Source organism: Rhizobium sp. RSm-3, from assembly GCF_001854685.1.
Classification (GTDB): domain Bacteria; phylum Pseudomonadota; class Alphaproteobacteria; order Rhizobiales; family Rhizobiaceae; genus Rhizobium; species Rhizobium ecuadorense.
On record NZ_MAWZ01000002.1, the window covers coordinates 319,583 to 334,827 of the forward strand.

Annotated in this window: 15 protein-coding genes and 1 riboswitch; of the genes, 7 read left to right on the top strand and 8 right to left on the bottom strand. The window is 61.0% G+C overall.

Annotated elements, in window-relative coordinates:
- Positions 1-5 precede the first annotated feature (5 nt).
- The 5 genes from BBJ66_RS04675 to BBJ66_RS04695 form a co-directional block, all read right to left on the bottom strand.
- Positions 6-827 carry an urea amidolyase associated protein UAAP1 gene (locus BBJ66_RS04675; protein ID WP_071085303.1) on the bottom strand — a complete coding sequence of 274 codons (822 nt, stop codon included), beginning with the start codon at positions 825-827 and terminating at the stop codon, positions 6-8.
- Complete coding sequence (locus BBJ66_RS04680; protein ID WP_071085305.1) at positions 824-1,654, bottom strand: ABC transporter ATP-binding protein; 831 nt, start codon at positions 1,652-1,654, stop codon at positions 824-826. The genes BBJ66_RS04675 and BBJ66_RS04680 overlap by 4 nt, the downstream gene beginning before the upstream one ends.
- Positions 1,651-2,469, bottom strand: a complete 819-nt coding sequence (locus BBJ66_RS04685; protein WP_071085307.1) for an ABC transporter permease — start codon at positions 2,467-2,469, stop codon at positions 1,651-1,653. The genes BBJ66_RS04680 and BBJ66_RS04685 overlap by 4 nt, the downstream gene beginning before the upstream one ends.
- A gap of 63 nt (positions 2,470-2,532) precedes the next feature.
- A complete protein-coding gene (locus BBJ66_RS04690; RefSeq protein WP_071085309.1) occupies positions 2,533-3,606 on the bottom strand; it encodes a putative urea ABC transporter substrate-binding protein in 1,074 nt (357 codons plus the stop codon).
- A 74-nt stretch (positions 3,607-3,680) separates the two neighbouring features.
- Positions 3,681-3,789: riboswitch (guanidine-I (ykkC/yxkD leader) on the bottom strand.
- Between the two features lie 215 nt (positions 3,790-4,004).
- The gene (locus BBJ66_RS04695; protein ID WP_049732319.1) at positions 4,005-4,925 is read right to left on the bottom strand and encodes a helix-turn-helix domain-containing protein; all 921 of its coding nucleotides are present in this window, start codon (positions 4,923-4,925) and stop codon (positions 4,005-4,007) included.
- Between the two features lie 86 nt (positions 4,926-5,011).
- Here BBJ66_RS04695 and BBJ66_RS04700 point away from each other — a divergent pair, with 86 nt between their 5' ends.
- The 5 genes from BBJ66_RS04700 (at position 5,012) to BBJ66_RS04720 (ending at position 11,196) form a co-directional block, all read left to right on the top strand.
- On the top strand, positions 5,012-6,286 hold the full coding sequence (locus tag BBJ66_RS04700; RefSeq protein ID WP_071085311.1) for an extracellular solute-binding protein: 1,275 nt from the start codon (positions 5,012-5,014) through the stop codon (positions 6,284-6,286).
- An 82-nt stretch (positions 6,287-6,368) separates the two neighbouring features.
- Positions 6,369-7,229: a carbohydrate ABC transporter permease gene (locus BBJ66_RS04705; RefSeq protein ID WP_012560130.1), complete on the top strand. Its 861-nt coding sequence runs from the start codon at positions 6,369-6,371 to the stop codon at positions 7,227-7,229.
- Positions 7,226-8,062 (top strand): carbohydrate ABC transporter permease, encoded by an 837-nt coding sequence (locus BBJ66_RS04710; RefSeq protein ID WP_049732317.1) that lies wholly within the window; start codon positions 7,226-7,228, stop codon positions 8,060-8,062. Before BBJ66_RS04705 ends, BBJ66_RS04710 begins: the two co-directional genes overlap by 4 nt.
- Positions 8,063-8,074: 12 nt before the next feature.
- Positions 8,075-9,157, top strand: coding sequence for an ABC transporter ATP-binding protein (locus BBJ66_RS04715; protein ID WP_071085312.1), 1,083 nt, complete (start codon positions 8,075-8,077; stop codon positions 9,155-9,157).
- Positions 9,158-9,192: 35 nt separating this feature from the next.
- The gene (locus BBJ66_RS04720; RefSeq protein WP_071085314.1) at positions 9,193-11,196 is read left to right on the top strand and encodes an aldo/keto reductase; all 2,004 of its coding nucleotides are present in this window, start codon (positions 9,193-9,195) and stop codon (positions 11,194-11,196) included.
- A 301-nt stretch (positions 11,197-11,497) separates the two neighbouring features.
- On the opposite strand, the gene BBJ66_RS04725 is transcribed toward BBJ66_RS04720, so the two are convergent.
- Positions 11,498-12,463, bottom strand: coding sequence for a GlxA family transcriptional regulator (locus BBJ66_RS04725; RefSeq protein WP_071085728.1), 966 nt, complete (start codon positions 12,461-12,463; stop codon positions 11,498-11,500).
- 74 nt (positions 12,464-12,537) lie between these two features.
- Between BBJ66_RS04725 and BBJ66_RS04730 the strand changes: the two genes are divergently transcribed.
- Together BBJ66_RS04730 and BBJ66_RS04735 are read left to right on the top strand one after the other, a co-directional pair.
- Positions 12,538-13,215 carry a DJ-1/PfpI family protein gene (locus tag BBJ66_RS04730; RefSeq protein ID WP_071085316.1) on the top strand — a complete coding sequence of 226 codons (678 nt, stop codon included), beginning with the start codon at positions 12,538-12,540 and terminating at the stop codon, positions 13,213-13,215.
- Positions 13,216-13,917: a uridylate kinase gene (locus tag BBJ66_RS04735; protein WP_225881078.1), complete on the top strand. Its 702-nt coding sequence runs from the start codon at positions 13,216-13,218 to the stop codon at positions 13,915-13,917.
- Positions 13,918-13,960: 43 nt separating this feature from the next.
- On the opposite strand, the gene cydX is transcribed toward BBJ66_RS04735, so the two are convergent.
- Complete coding sequence (cydX, locus tag BBJ66_RS04740) at positions 13,961-14,077, bottom strand: cytochrome bd-I oxidase subunit CydX (protein ID WP_071085318.1); 117 nt, start codon at positions 14,075-14,077, stop codon at positions 13,961-13,963.
- A gap of 13 nt (positions 14,078-14,090) precedes the next feature.
- Positions 14,091-15,245, bottom strand: a complete 1,155-nt coding sequence (cydB, locus tag BBJ66_RS04745) for a cytochrome d ubiquinol oxidase subunit II (RefSeq protein ID WP_071085320.1) — start codon at positions 15,243-15,245, stop codon at positions 14,091-14,093.

A 15,245-nucleotide genomic window follows, 5' to 3' on the forward strand; every position in this document is an offset into this window, starting at 1 on the left:
CCTCCTCAGGCCAGCATCGCGGCGTTGTTCTCGAAGCCGCGAACGGCCTCGGCGGTCGCCGTGCGCGCGAGGTCGTCGACGGCGGGCGCACCTGCACGAAAGCGCGTCACGATGACCGGCTTCGGCGCATAGACCGGATCTGGATCGAGCGGATGCGGGCAATTGGAAAAGCCGACGATCATGTCCATTTCGGCGCGCAGTTCGGCATAATCGCCGCTATTGGAAAGTTTGCCGCGCCAGTGGAAGCCACCCTCGTCGTCGACGCGGACGGAAGCGAAAAGATTGAGAATCCCAGGGATGTCGCGCCTGGTGAGACCGAGCTTGCCGGCGACGAGCACGAGATTGTCGCGGGTGTTGCGGGTCTTGACGCCGGGATATTTTGCGGCGTTCGAGGCCGCCGTCGAGCCGCCCATCAGGCAATCATGGGCACCGGAACTGTCTTCGGTCAGCGAAAACATCACCCGGCCCATATCCGAGAAGATGACGCGGCCCTTGCCGAGGGCGGTCGTCCACTGAACCTTGGCCGTATCGACGAGATTGAGCCGCTCGCTCGTGTCAGCGGCGTTCCAGGCAACGAGCGCCACGGTCGATCCGCCTTCTCCCTGATCGATGCGGAGCGCCTCGCCGCGCTTCAGCGCGGTCGACCAGTACCAGCCGCCGGGAATGGTCTCCTGATGGATGATCGCCGCGGCATCGATGGCGGGGGCGGGCAGGGGGCTCGGCGCCGGCAGGGCCTTCGGCGCGAATTCCAGCCCCTTCTTCTGATGTACCTCGTAACGCTGCCGGTTGGCTGATATTTCTTCGGGGGAACGTCTGACATGCATCATGGTTTTTCTCCTGACGGACTGGAAGCCGGGTCGTCCCGGCGATGGCCCAGAGAAATGACCGGGCCGTCCCGGTCGGGGCTGAAGATGGACGGCGCGCCGGCAAGCCTGGGCGGCCAGATCGAAATGTCCTTGGTGATGGTCGCGCCGTAACGCTCCTTCTCCTCCGGGCGGTCACGCCGGCGCTCGAAGGCGACGACGCGCGTCGCCAGCGTGAAGGCCTCGCGCATATCGTGCGTCACCATAACGACAGTCATCTGCGTTTCGTGCCAGAGCCGCTTCATCAAGGTATGGATTTCGGCGCGGATGCCGGGGTCGAGCGCGCCGAAGGGCTCGTCCAGCAGCAGCACTTTCGGCTTCATGATCAGCGCCTGCGCCAGAGCCAGGCGCTGTTGCATGCCGCCGGAAAGCTGTGCCGGGTATTTGCTCTCGGCGCCGGCAAGACCGACTTCGCCGATTAGCCGCCGCGCCTCGTCGACCGCGCTGCGGCGGGCAGCGCCAAAAAGCTTTGCCTTGTAGCGCGCCGCGGAAAATTCGCGGCCGAGCAGCACATTGCCGAGCACGGTCAGATGCGGGAAGACGGAGTAGCGCTGGAAAACGACGCCGCGATCCGGCCCCGGCTCAAGCGGCAGCGCTTCGCCGTCAAGCCGTAAGGTGCCCCGCGTCGGTCGTTCCTGGCCAAGCAGCATGCGCAGGAAGGTCGTCTTGCCGCAGCCGGACGGGCCGACAAGCGCGACGAAGGCGCGCGAGGCAACGGTCAGCGACACGTTCTCAAGCACGATCTGGTCGCCATATTCCTTCCAGACCCTTTCGATCACCAGTTCGCTCATGCCTGCTTCTCCAGCTCAGACCAGGGGAAGACGACGATGCGGATGTGATCGAGGACATAATTCATGACCACGGCGAGCAGCGTGATCCAGACGACATAGGGAAAGATCACGTCCATGGAGAGGTAGCGGCGCACGAGGAAGATGCGGTAACCGAGGCCGGAATCCGACGAGATCGCCTCCGCCGCAATCAGGAACAGCCAGGCAGGGCCGAGCTGAAGCCGGAGACAGGTGATCAGCCGCGGCAGGATCTGCGGCAGCACGACGCGAAGGCCGATCTGCCAGGAAGAGCCCCCGAGCGTTTCAGCCTTGACGATCTGTTCGCGCGGCAGCTCCAGCGCCTTCAGCGCGAGGTCTCGGATCATCGTCGGCGCAACGCCGATGGCGATGAGCGCGATCTTGGAGGCTTCTCCAAGCCCCATGACGATGAAGAGAATCGGCAGCAGCGCCAGCGGCGGCACCATCGAGATAACGGCGACGAAGGGGGAGAGCAGCGCCCGGAGGTACGGCAGCATGCCGATCAGCATGCCGATAACGAGGGCGGTGATGGTGGAAATGCCGAGACCGGCAAACAGCCGCACCAGGCTCGCCGCCGTATCAGACCACAGCAGGTATTCGCCGGTGCGCGGATCGGCGACGAAGACCAGGCGATTGATCGCATCGGCGAAATCTGCGAAGCCCGGCAGCAGTTTGTCGTTGGCGTTTTCTGCCAGTCGCGCCGCCGAGCCGAAAGCATAGGCGACGATCAGCAGCACGAAGGGCAGCAGCGTCAAGGCAAGCTGCGCACCCCGGCTCGGCCTCGTGTTGATCCAACGCATGAGAGAAGCTCCGCTGATGAAGGATGGCGGCGTGGGCAAGCCACGCCGCTGCTCGAAGATTGCTCAGAGCGAAGCGTCGGCGGCCGCCTTCATGTAGGCCTCGGTAAAGCGCAGCTTGACGTTGCCGCTGTCGCCGAGAACCTTGCCATCCGGCATTTCGATGCCGATCACATCAGCCGACGGCGCGCCGCTGCCGAGCAGACCCTTTTCGAACAGGAAGGTGCGGACGAGATCCATCGTCTTCGGCAGGCTGCCCGACGCGGTAAAAGCAACCGCATCGGCCGGCTTGGCAAACAGCTTGGTGGCGGCAAGCTGGGATTCGAAGCCCTTGAGATCGGTGCCCGATGCCTGGCCCATCGCCTCGCGCGCGGCCTTGCCGTCGGCGCTGTCGGCGGTCAGCAGCGCTGCCGTCTCATACCAGATGCCGGCAAGCGCCTTGCCGAAATTCGGATTGTCTTTCAGCACGCCGGTGTTGGCGACCATCAGGTCGATGATCTCGCCCGGCACCTGCGAACTGTCGAAGACCTTCTTAGCCGTGGGATCTTCGAGGATGGTCGAGACCAGCGGATTCCAGGTGACGACAGCCGTTACGTCAGCCGTTTTGTAGGCCGCAACCATATCGGCATCGGAAGTGTTGACCACTTTGACGTCGCGCTCGGTCATCTTGATGCTTTCGAGCGCGCGGGCCAGCAGATAGTGCGAGACGGAGAATTCGACGAGATTGACGTTCTGGCCCTTGATGTCGGCAAGGCTCGCCTTGTCTTTCAGGATGACGGCGTCATTGCCGTTCGAGAAGTCGCCGACGATCACGGCTGTGGTATCGACGCCGCCGGCGGCCGGGATCGACAGTCCGTCCATATTGGTCAGCGTCACGGCATCGAAGGCGCCGGCCGTATACTGGTTCATCGATTCGACGTAGTCGTTGAACTGGGTGACCTCGATCTTGATGCCGTATTTGTCGGCCCATTTCTTGACGATGCCGTGATCGGCCGCGTATCCCCACGGCATCCAGCCGACATAGATCGACCAGGCGACCTTGAAATCGGTCTTCTGTTCAGCCTTTGCGATGGGGCCGAAGCCCAGCGCCAAGGATGCCGTCAGTGCGGTGATGGAAAGAAGCTTCGAAAAAGTCTGCATTGAAATTCCCCTTTTGCTTTTCGTCAAAAGGGATCGGCAATGACCATCGTGCCGCCAATCCCTTGGCTTACGAGGTCTCCCGGGCTTTTATCCCGCCGTGCACCCGGCGGGATGTCTCCCCCGCCGGTGGCAGCTCTCGGACCAGCCGCGCCCTGCGACGCCGGAACCCTAGCCACCAACTCTGCAACTATCGAAGCAAAGGGTGTGCCAAACTATAAATTGTTGAATTCATTGAGGGTGAACCGGCGCTCTTTTTCCGGCTGCCTGCATAGTGCATGCACTTGCACAGAAAATGCGCACTTTCTGCCGCCACCTTAGGCGCCGACGTCTTTCTGCTTAGAGGAAAGGCAAGCGGCCAGCAGAAGACGTGGAATGCCGAATTGCGACACGTCGCCGATCTAGTTCCGGAAGGCGCCGGCCGGGACCGTCGTCACCAGTCGGATATCGCGGCGGAAGTCCGATGGCGACATGCCGGCGATGTGACGGAAGGATTTGTTGAAGGCGCTGATCGAGCCGAAGCCGCTGTCCATCGCCACCTGCAGCACGTTGGCGCCCTCGCTCATCAGCATCGCCTGGGCGCGCGACAGCCTGAGCAGCGTCACATATTTGCTCAGCGTCATACCCGTCGATCGCTTGAACAAGTTCATCGCATATTTCGGATGCAGATCGGCGGCGCGGGCGATATCGACCGAATCGATGTCCTGCAGGAAATTGGCGGCGATGAAATCGCACATGCGCGCAACGCTGCGCGAGGAATTCGGATGCGGCTGATCGCCTTCAAGGCTCGCGACCGTCTTCGATGTCGTCATCGAATAGGGTTCGAGCGCGATGCGCTCGATGCGCAGCAGCAATTCGTCGACCGCGTGCTGGGCCTTGGCGGAATCGCCGGACTTGGAATAGCGGAACCAGCGGGCGAAATTCTCGTTGTCGGCGGCATCGGTCGCCGAGGTCAGCAGCGTTTCGCCCTTCATCAGCCGGCTGGAAATGCTGATCGGCAGACGCAGCCGGAAGAAATAAATGAGCGGCAGATGGGCGCCGGCATAGAGCGAATCATCCGAGGATTCGTCCATCTGATGCGGCTGGCCACCCCAGAAGAGGCACATTTCGCCGGCGTTCAGCCGAAATTCGTGGTCGCTCATCCGATAATGGACAGTGCCGCGCATGACGAAGTTGACCTCAACCTGCGCATGCCAGTGCGGCATGGCCATGACGAGCGGATGGTCATGAAACATCTGCAGCGCCGTCGGCGAACCCTCTATGCTGCTTGCGCCGGGCTGATAGATTGCACTCGTGCCGACCTTACTTTCCGCCAAATCCATGTTCCCTTTTTAGGAGACAGCCGCTCCCTTGCGGATAGTCTAACCGCGTTCGTGAAAAATCGGCAATTGAAAAGGGAGGATTTTCAATGCGCTTCAAACTTCTCGCTGCGACTGCAGCTGTCGCACTGCTTGCTTCCGGCTCCGCATTCGCTGAGCAGGCCAATCTCACCATCTGGAGCTGGAATGTCGCCGCATCGGCGTTGAAGTCTACGCTTCCAGGCTTCAACAAACAGTTTCCCGATATCAAGATCACCGTCGAGGACCTCGGCAACAGCCAGGTCTTCGACAAGACGCTGGCTGCCTGCGCCGCCGGCGGCGACGGCCTGCCCGACATCGTCAGCATCGAGAATTTCGAGGCTGAAATCTTCTGGAGCCGTTTCCCGGATTGCTTCGCCAATCTGAAGGAACTTGGCTACACCCCCGAGATCCAGGCAAAATTCCCTGACTTCAAGCGCACCGAGCTCGAAGTCGGCGATGTCGCCTATGCCATGCCGTGGGATTCCGGCCCGGTCGCCGTCTTTTACCGCCGCGACATGTACGAAAAGGCCGGTGTCGATCCGAGCACGATCAGCACCTGGGACGATTTCATCGCCGCCGGCACGAAGATTTCCGCCGCCAATCCCGGCGTCGTCATGGCCCAGGCCGATTTCAACGGCGACAGCGAATGGTTTCGCATGATCGCCAACGAACAGGGCTGCGGCTATTACTCGACCGACGGCCAGAATATCACCATCAATCAGCCGGCCTGCGTCGCCTCGCTGCAAAAGGTGAAGGAAATGAAGGATGCCGGCACGCTGACGGCAGCCAACTGGGACGAAAAGATCCAGGCCAATACCGCCGGCAAGGCCGCGAGCCAGCTGTATGGCGGCTGGTACGAAGGCACCGTGCGCTCGACCTCCCCCGATCTCAAGGGCAAGTGGGGCGTCTACAAGATGCCGAGCCTGACGGCCGACGGCCCGCATGCGGCCAATCTCGGCGGTTCGTCGCTCGCCATTTCGGCGACCTCCGCAAACAAGGAAGCCGCCTGGAAATTCGTCAACTACGCGCTTGGCACCAATGAAGGCCAGATCACCATGCTGAAGGAATTCGGCCTGGTGCCGTCGCTGCTTTCGGCTGAAAAAGACCCCTTCATCAGCGAACCGCAGCCCTATTGGGGCGGCCAGAAGGTCTGGGCCGATATCCTGGCGACGCTGCCGAAGATCGTGCCGAGCCGCGGCACCGCTTTCCAGAGCGATGCCGAAGCCATCTTCAAGGCAACACAGACGAAGTTCTTCGCCGGCGGTTATCCGGATGCGAAGGCAGCTCTCGACGATGCCGCCAAGCAGATCGCTTCGGCGACCGGGCTTCCCGTGGCGCAATGAATGACGATGCCGGGCGCTTCGGCGCCCGGTTTTCTCCCGGCTTGCAAGGCGGCCGGTCATTCGTTCGTGAGGAGGAGGCTCGATGCCGTTCAGAACCCGGAGCGCCTATGCGTTCCTTGCCCCCTATTTGCTGGTCTTTGCCACCTTCTGGGTCTGGCCCATCATCAATTCGTTCCTGATTTCCTTTCAGAACACCCGCATCAACCCGTGGAAATACAGTTTTCAGGCCAATTGGGGCCGGCTCTTCTACGACCCGGCCTTTTACAACGCTCTTTATAACACGCTGATCATCCTGGTCATCCAGGTGCCGGTCATGATTGCGCTTGCGACCGTCATGGCCGTGATGCTCAATTCGCCGCTCTTGAAAGCGCGCCCGCTTTTCCGTTTCGCCTTCTTTGCGCCCGTCGTCGTCGGCGAGGTCGCCTATGCCGCCGTGTTCCGGCTGATGTTCAGCCTCGATTTCGGCATCATCAACAAGCTGATCTCCGCCGTCGGCCTCAGCCCGGTTTCCTGGTTCGACAATGCGAACGCCGCCATGGCGCTGATCATTCTCGCCGTCACATGGCGCTGGGCCGGCTATAACGCCATCATCATCCTTGCCGGCCTGCAGTCGATTCCGGACGATGTCTATGAGGCAGCGACGCTCGACCGGGTGAGCAAGGTACAGCAGTTCTTCCACATCACCCTGCCGCTCCTGAAACCGATCATCCTGTTCTGCGTGGTGCTCTCGGTGATCGGCACCATGCAGCTCTTCACCGAGCCCTTCCTCATTACCAATCGCGGCGGCCCCGGCGGCGGCACCGAGACCCTCGGCCTGTTGCTCTACCGCCAAGGCTTTACCTCGCTGAACTTCGGCTATGCCTCGGCGATCGCCTACACGATGGCTTCCCTTGCCGTGGTGATCTCGCTTCTCAATCTCTGGGTCGGGAGGGATCCGAAATGAAATCCAGGTCGCAATCCCTTCTCATGCGCCAGATCGCGCTGCACGCCGCACTGGCGCCGCTTGCACTGATCTGGCTGTTTCCGCTCTGGATGATGTTCGTCTTCTCCACCATGCCGGACAACGGCATTTTCAGCCCCGACATCGTGCTCTGGCCATCGACCAACTTCATCGAGAACTTCAAGAACCTGCAGGCCGATACCGATTTCATCGGCGCCATGACGATCTCCGTCGGCGTCGCGATCATCTATACTTTCCTGTCGGTGATGCTGACCTCGATGGCGGGCTGGGCGCTGGCGCGTTACCGTTTCGTCGGCCGCTCCATCGTCATCGCCATCATCCTCGGCACGATCACGCTGCCCTTCTCCGTGGTCGTCATCCCGCAATTCATCATGGTGGCCCGTGAATTCCGGCTGGCGAACACATGGGTGGCGCTGATCGTGCCGCCGCTGTTCAATTCGCTCGGCGTGCTGTTCATGCGGCAATCCTTTTCGATGATGCCGGGCGAGCTTTTCGATGCGGCCCGTGTCGAAGGCGTCAAGGAATGGCAGATCTTCCTGCGCATCGCCCTGCCGCTGGCGCGCCCGACCATGGCGGCATTGGCGATCATCCTCTTCCTCGCCTCTTGGAACAACTATCTCTGGCCGCTGCTCATCAATTCCAAACCGGGAATGATGACCGCGCCGGTGGCATTGGGAACGCTGATCGGCCTCACCAAGGTTTCCTGGGGCGGCATCATGGCCGGAGCGGTGCTGCTGACGGCGCCGATCCTCGTCGTCTTCGTGGCTCTCCAGCGCCATTTCATCGCCGGCATCGCGGCCGGCGCAATCAAGTAAACGGGAGGCTGCATGGCAGAGCTTTCACTCAGCAATATCGTCAAGCGCTTCGGCGGCTTCGAGATCATCCATGGCGCCGATCTGGAGGTGAAGGACGGGGAATTCGTCGTCTTCGTCGGCCCCTCCGGCTGCGGCAAGTCCACGCTGCTGCGGATGATCGCCGGTCTCGAGGACATCACCTCAGGCGAGCTGCGGATCGGCGGCAGGGTCGTCAACGACGTCGAACCGGCCGACCGCGGCATCGCCATGGTCTTCCAGTCCTATGCGCTCTATCCGCACCTCACCGTCGAGGAGAATTTGAGCTTCGGCCTGCGGATGAACGGCAACCCGAAGGCCGATACCGAGCGGCGTGTGCGTCATGTCGCCGAAATCCTGCAGATCACCGAGCTGATGAAGCGGCGGCCGAAGCAGCTTTCCGGCGGCCAGCGCCAGCGCGTCGCGATCGGCCGCGCCATCGTCCGCGAACCGGAGGTCTTCCTGTTCGACGAGCCTTTGTCGAACCTCGACGCCGAACTCCGCGTGCAGATGCGCGTCGAAATCTCCAGGCTGCACAAGCAGCTCGGCACGACGATGATCTACGTCACCCACGACCAGACGGAGGCGATGACGCTCGCCGACCGGATCGTCGTGCTGCGCGCCGGCAATATCGAACAGATCGGCGCCCCGCTCGACCTTTACGACGACCCCGCCAACCAGTTCGTCGCCGGCTTCGTCGGCTCGCCGAAGATGAACTTCCTCAAGGCCGTGGTGGTCGAGACCCAGCCGGGCAGGGCGGTGATCGCGCTGGAAAGCGACGCCAATATGCGCCTACCGCTGCCCGTCACCGAGCCCATCGATGCCGGCACGAAGGTGACGCTCGGCATCCGTCCCGAACATTTCGTCGATGCCGGTATGGGCGATGCCGATCTCACCGTCGCCATCGACGTCGCCGAGCATCTCGGCAACACCAGCTACATCTATGCCGCCCTTGGCAGCGAGCAGTTGATCATCGAACGGCCGGAATCGCGCACCGCCGGCAATCGCGAGACGCTGACTGTCGGCCTTCCCGCCCGCCACACATTCCTTTTCGACGGCGCCGGCAAACGGCTTCGCTAAACCCCTCCCAAGGCAGAAAGACGAAAGAGGTTTCCATGACTTCCGATCAACCGATCCGCTGGGGCATTATCGGCCCCGGCACCATCGCCCGCACCTTTGCAGACGGCGTCGCCCATTCGCGCAGCGGCAAATTGGTGGCGATCGCCACCCGCAATCCTTCTAAGCCCGGACTTGCCGAAAACTTCCCCGGCGCCCGCATCGTCAATGGCTATGAAGCGCTGCTTTCCGATCCCGAGGTTGATGCCGTCTATATTTCCGTGCCCCATACCGGCCATGCCGAATGGGCGATAAAGGCCGCACGCGCCGGCAAGCATATCCTTGTGGAAAAGCCGATCGCGCTTTCGGCCTATGATGCCGAAGCCGTTTACTACGAAGCCAAGAAGGCCGGCGTCTTTGCCGGCGAGGCCTTCATGTACCGCGTGCATCCGCAGACGGAAAAGCTGGTCGAGCTGATCAAGAGCGGCGTCATCGGCACACCACGCATCATCCGCTCGAGCTTCGGCTTCAATATGGGCAGCTACAAGCCGGAACACCGGCTGTTCGCCAACGATACCGCCGGCGGCGGCATTCTCGATGTCGGCGGCTATCCGGTCTCGATGGCGAGGCTGATTGCCGGCGCCGCAGAGGGTAAGGCCTTCCTCGACCCGGAGAAAGTTTCGGGCGTTGCCCATCTCGGTGAGAGCGGCGTCGACGAATGGGCGTCCGCCGTGCTCAAATTCCCGAACGAGATCATCGCCGAAGTCTCCTGCTCGATCATGGCGCAGCAGGACAATGTGCTGCGCATTGTCGGCTCCGAGGGCCGGATCGAGGTCGCCGACTTCTGGTTCGCCTCCGGCCACAAGGGCGGTGTCGGCAAGATCGAGATCTTAAAGGGTGGGAAGCAGCAGACGGTCGAGGTCAAGGAAGATCGCTGGCTCTATTCCTTCGAGGCCGATGCGGTGGGCGATGCCATCCGCGCCGGCAGAACCGAGTTCAGTTCTCCCGGCATGAGCTGGGCGGATTCGATCGCAAACCTGCGCGTGCTCGACCAGTGGCGCGCCTCGGTCGGGCTAGAATATGGCGTCGAGAAAGCCGCCAAGCGCACGGCCAACATATCAGGAGGCACCGTCAAGCGGGGCAACAGCATTCCGCAGCGTCAGATTCCCGGCCTTTCCAAGCAGGCTTCGGTGGTGACCCTCGGCTTCGAGTTCTTCCCGAACTTCGCCGCCGCTTCGCTGACGCTCGACGCCTTCTACGAGGCCGGCGGCAATGCCTTCGATACGGCCTTTGTCTATGGAGCCGGCAAAACGGAGGCCATTTTCGGAGACTGGCACACCAGCCGCAAGGTGCCGCGCGAAGAGATCGTGCTGATCGGCAAGGGCGCGCATTCGCCGCTATGCTATCCCGATATGATCGCCAAACAGCTCGATCAGTCTCTCGCCCGGCTGAAGACCGATTATGTCGACATCTATTTCATGCATCGCGACAATACCGACGTGCCCGTCGGCGAATTCGTCGACGCCATGGATGCCGAGGTCAAACGCGGCCGCATCCGCGGCATCTTCGGCGGTTCGAACTGGACACGGGCGCGTTTCGACGAGGCGATCGCCTATGCCGAGAAGACCGGCAAGGCGGCGCCCGCCGCACTCTCCAACAACTTCTCGCTTGCCGAGATGCTCGACCCGATCTGGGCCGGCTGCGTTGCGGCTTCCGACGACGACTGGAAAAAGTGGCTGAACGAAAAGCAGATTCCAAACTTCGCCTGGTCGAGCCAGGGCCGCGGCTTTTTCACCGACCGCGCCGGCCGCGACAAGCGCGATGACGAGGAGATCGTGCGTGTCTGGTATTCCGAGCGCAACTTCGGCCGCCGCGACCGCGCCATCGAGCTTGCCAACAAACTTGGCCGCAATCCGATCCACATCGCGCTCGCCTATGTGATCGCCCAGCCGTTCCCGGTCATTCCGCTAATCGGGCCACGCACCGTCGCCGAGCTGGAGGATAGTCTCTCGGCACTCGACATCAAGCTGACGCCCGATCAGGTGAAATGGCTCGAAGGCTGATAAATAGAAGAAAGGGCGCGGCTCGAAGCCGCGCCCTTTCCGTAATTATTTGCGCGTTTCGGACGCCTTCTTGGGGTCCGAGTAGCAACGGTGCAGAAAACCGATAAGGACCGCTCACCTGCAGAAACAGGCCGGTATGGAGTTTATCGGCTATAGTTTTCTGCACGAGTATTTATGAAATTTAACGGCTTCTCCGGAATTTTTGCGATTGGCTGCGCAACGTCACATCAAACCAGGGTTTGTAGTGAAGAAGGCCTCTATCGACCGGAACAAAGCGATCCCCAAACGGCTGGACATTCGTCTAGCCTGCAAAACGCTCACGGTAGGCTTGCGGACTAGTGCCGAAGTGGCGCAAGAAGGCTCTCCTCATGGTTTCCTCCGATCCGAAACCACAACGCCTGAAGACCCTGGCAACAGACAGGCCTTCATCCAGCAGGCGTCGGGCGGTTTCGATCCGTATGTCTTCGATCGCACGGGCTGGCGTCACCCCTGTTACCTGCCGATAATGCCGCGAAAAGCTGCGCGAGCTCATATTGACCCGCTCGGCAAGAGCTGCCAACGGCAATGGGCCGCCCAGGTTTTCCATGATCCATGCATGCAGTTGGTCGAAACGCCCGTCATTTTCCTGCTGTGAGAGGGCCGTGCTGAATTGCGACTGTCCGCCCGGCCGCTTCAGAAAAACCACCAACTGCTTCCCAACAGCGAGTGCTGCCTTCCGACCCAGGTCGATCTCGACCAGCGCCAAGGCAAGGTCTATCCCCGCTGTCACCCCGGCCGATGTCCACACGTCGCCATCACGAATAAAAATGGGATCTGGATCGAGGCGCACCAGCGGATAGCATTTCGCGAATTCAGCGCAACGCTGCCAATGCGTGACAACACGCCGTCCGTCGAGCAATCCTGCTCTAGCCAGCAAAAATGCACCGCTGCAAACGGAAGCGGTACGCCGAGCCGCCTTTGAGCGGCATGTGACCCATCCTACCAGATCGCGGTTTTCACAAGCCGCATTGACGCCCCAGCCTCCCGCCACGACGAGCGTGTCCAACGGCGCATCTGGCGACGGCAGCGGGGAGGCTGCCAAGGCGAGACCCGACGACGTTCTCACCTGATCACATTGCGCCACCACGACAGTCTCATAGGGTCGCGCTTTGCCAGCGAGCGCAGCCAGATCGTTTGCCGTTGCAAAGACCTGCAAGGGGCCGGCCACATCAAGAAGCTGGCTGTCGGGGAAGGTCAGGATTTCGATACGGCGAGGGTTATTTGGCATAAACCGAGGGATAATTGGCAAACACGCCAATCATAGTTCCACTAGGATTGGGAAAGTCAATCAGGAGTTTCCCCATGCCGCATTCTTGCGGAATCCTCGTCTTCCCCGATGTTCAACAACTCGATCTCACCGGCCCTTACGAGGTCTTCGCCTCGGCTGAAGGAACAGAGGTTCATCTGATCTGGAAGGATTTGCAGCCCGTTCCGGCCTCTACCCGGCTGTCTTTGACGCCGACCACGACCTTTGCGGAATGCCCGCCACTCGACGTTCTCTGTATTCCGGGCGGAAGCGGTATCAACGCGCTGTTGCTCGACGAAATGGTGCTCGCTTTTGTTCGGCAGCGGGCGGCGAAGGCGCGCTACGTCACATCCGTCTGCACTGGTGCGCTGGTGCTAGGAGCGGCGGGGTTGCTCAAGGGCAAACGCGCGACGACCCACTGGAATGCGCTCGATTTCCTGCCTCGCTTTGGCGCCACGCCTGTCGAGGAGCGTGTCGTTCAGGATGGCAACCTGATCACCGCAGGCGGTGTAACCTCGGGCATCGATTTCGGATTGTCCGTGATTGCTGCGCTTTTCGGACGAACAGAAGCCGAAATAATCCAGCTCGCACTGGAATATGCTCCTGCACCGCCATTTTCTTCCGGCACGCCAAAGGAAGCATCACCGAAAGTGTTGGAGGATACCAAGCAGCGTCTTCTTGCATCGCGCGTCGCGCGCGAGAGGATATTGTCTCAATTGTCGGGAGATATTTGAATGCGAAATTATCGACTTGCTGCGCTGAAAATGCTGGCGTCGGACATCGCAGACATGCGTTCAGCATCCCCCGTCCGGATCGCGATTGATGGGCGAACGGCATCGGGGAAGACAACGCTGGCGAACGAACTGGCCGCGTTAATTCATGGTAGGGAGGTTATTCGTACTTCTGTCGACGGCTTCCATAGACCGCAGTCGGAACGCTATGCACGCGGACGGCACTCCGCTGAAGGCTATTACCATGACGCTCGTGACTTTCAGGCTATCAATACACTTCTCCTCGCTCCATTGGGGCCGCTTGGCGATCGCCGATATCGCACAGCCTCGTTCGATCTCGACACTGACCAGCCTATTGAACAAGAGGCACAATTGGCATCGGCGAATGCCATTCTCATCGTCGACGGCACATTTCTCCAACGGCCCGAACTCTGCCACGGATGGGATCTGACGATTTTCGTCGAAACTTCGGAACTTGTTTCGGAGGAAAGAGGTATCAACAGGGATGCACGCCGCCTCGGAGGCGTAGAGACCGCTCGTCTCCTTTATGCAGAACGGTATCGACCAGCCTTTGATATCTACCAGCGCTTCTGCTTACCGGCTTCAACTGCAGACGTGATTTTCAACAATGACGACTTTGAACATCCTCGAATTGAGTGCCGGCAAGATGGCAAATTGAGGGCCGCTTCTCTCACAAATCGCTGAGCAGCGAACCTCGGGTCGAGCCAGAATCGCCCTTTCTGCTCCGTTACTGCTCAGACCCCTTCTTCCTGGCGGCATCGTCCATCAACTCATACCACATGGCGTTGAGGACGGCGAAGGCGGCGGCCAGCGGCAGGCCGAGGATCCATGCGAAATACCACATCGTTTCGTCTCCCTCAGTAGGCGTGGCTGTTCTTGTCGGTGACGGATTTTTCGTCGACCTTGCCCCACAGAACCTTGTAGACCCAGGCCGTGTAGGCAAAAATGATCGGCAGGAAAATCGCCGACACCACCAGCATGATGAACAGCGTCATATGGCTGGAGGATGCGTCCCAGACCGTCAGGCTCGATCGCGGATCGAGCGATGAGGGCAGGATGAACGGGAACATCGAGAGACCGACCGTCGAGATGATACCTGTTATCGCGACCGTGCTGAAGAGCAGTGTTATCACCTCGCGCCTTGCCCGCATGACGATAAAGGCCAGGGCCGCGCCGGCAAAGCCGAGAACCGGTGCGGCGATCATCCACGAATGAGCGGCGTAATTGGCAAGCCACGCGCTCTTTTCGATCAGCACCGTTTTCAGCAGCGGGTTCGAAGGTCCGATCGGGCTGATATCGCTGGTGATGCGGTAGCCGCCGACGCCGATCCACAGGAAGAGACCGCCGAGGGCAAACAGCACGATGGTAGCAAGGGCGGCGATGCTGCCATAGCTTCTGGCCCGCTCCGCAACCGGCCCGCTCGCCTTCAGCACCAGCCAGGCTGCACCGTGCATCGTCAGCATGGCGAGGGAAAGCAGGCCGCAGAGCAGCGCAAAGGGGTTGAGCAGGGCAAAGAACGAGCCTTCGTAGAAGATCCGCATGTCCTCGGCAAAGCGGAAGGGCACGCCCTGCAGCACATTGCCGACGGCGACGCCGAAGATCAGCGACGGCACGAAGCCGCCGATAAAGAGCGCCCAGTCCCAGCCGTTGCGCCAGCGGGCGCTGTCGCGCTTCGAGCGATATTTGAAGCCGACCGGGCGCAGGATGAGCGCGAAGAGGATCGCAAACATCGCCAGGTAGAAGCCCGAAAACGAGACCGCATAAAGCGGCGGCCAGGCGGCGAAGATGGCGCCGCCGCCAAGGATCAGCCAGACCTGGTTGCCTTCCCAGGTGGCGCCGATCGTGTTGATCACCACGCGCCGTTCCGTATCGGTCCTGGCGACGAAGGGCAGAAGCGTGCCGACGCCGAGGTCGAAGCCGCCTGTCGCCGCAAAGGCGATCAGCAGAACGCCGAGCAGCAGCCACCAGATGAGACGCAGGGTTTCATAATCGAGGAGTTCGTGAAGGATCAT

Bases quoted from the DNA above. Each gene is read 5' to 3' on its own strand.
- BBJ66_RS04675 (WP_071085303.1), bottom strand. From the start codon at position 827: ATGATGCATGTCAGACGTTCCCCCGAAGAAATATCAGCCAACCGGCAG.
- BBJ66_RS04680 (WP_071085305.1), bottom strand. From the start codon at position 1,654: ATGAGCGAACTGGTGATCGAAAGGGTCTGGAAGGAATATGGCGACCAG.
- BBJ66_RS04685 (WP_071085307.1), bottom strand. From the start codon at position 2,469: ATGCGTTGGATCAACACGAGGCCGAGCCGGGGTGCGCAGCTTGCCTTG.
- BBJ66_RS04690 (WP_071085309.1), bottom strand. From the start codon at position 3,606: ATGCAGACTTTTTCGAAGCTTCTTTCCATCACCGCACTGACGGCATCC.
- BBJ66_RS04695 (WP_049732319.1), bottom strand. From the start codon at position 4,925: ATGGATTTGGCGGAAAGTAAGGTCGGCACGAGTGCAATCTATCAGCCC.
- BBJ66_RS04700 (WP_071085311.1), top strand. From the start codon at position 5,012: ATGCGCTTCAAACTTCTCGCTGCGACTGCAGCTGTCGCACTGCTTGCT.
- BBJ66_RS04705 (WP_012560130.1), top strand. From the start codon at position 6,369: ATGCCGTTCAGAACCCGGAGCGCCTATGCGTTCCTTGCCCCCTATTTG.
- BBJ66_RS04710 (WP_049732317.1), top strand. From the start codon at position 7,226: ATGAAATCCAGGTCGCAATCCCTTCTCATGCGCCAGATCGCGCTGCAC.
- BBJ66_RS04715 (WP_071085312.1), top strand. From the start codon at position 8,075: ATGGCAGAGCTTTCACTCAGCAATATCGTCAAGCGCTTCGGCGGCTTC.
- BBJ66_RS04720 (WP_071085314.1), top strand. From the start codon at position 9,193: ATGACTTCCGATCAACCGATCCGCTGGGGCATTATCGGCCCCGGCACC.
- BBJ66_RS04725 (WP_071085728.1), bottom strand. From the start codon at position 12,463: ATGCCAAATAACCCTCGCCGTATCGAAATCCTGACCTTCCCCGACAGC.
- BBJ66_RS04730 (WP_071085316.1), top strand. From the start codon at position 12,538: ATGCCGCATTCTTGCGGAATCCTCGTCTTCCCCGATGTTCAACAACTC.
- BBJ66_RS04735 (WP_225881078.1), top strand. From the start codon at position 13,216: ATGCGAAATTATCGACTTGCTGCGCTGAAAATGCTGGCGTCGGACATC.
- cydX (WP_071085318.1), bottom strand. From the start codon at position 14,077: ATGTGGTATTTCGCATGGATCCTCGGCCTGCCGCTGGCCGCCGCCTTC.
- cydB (WP_071085320.1), bottom strand. From the start codon at position 15,245: ATGATCCTTCACGAACTCCTCGATTATGAAACCCTGCGTCTCATCTGG.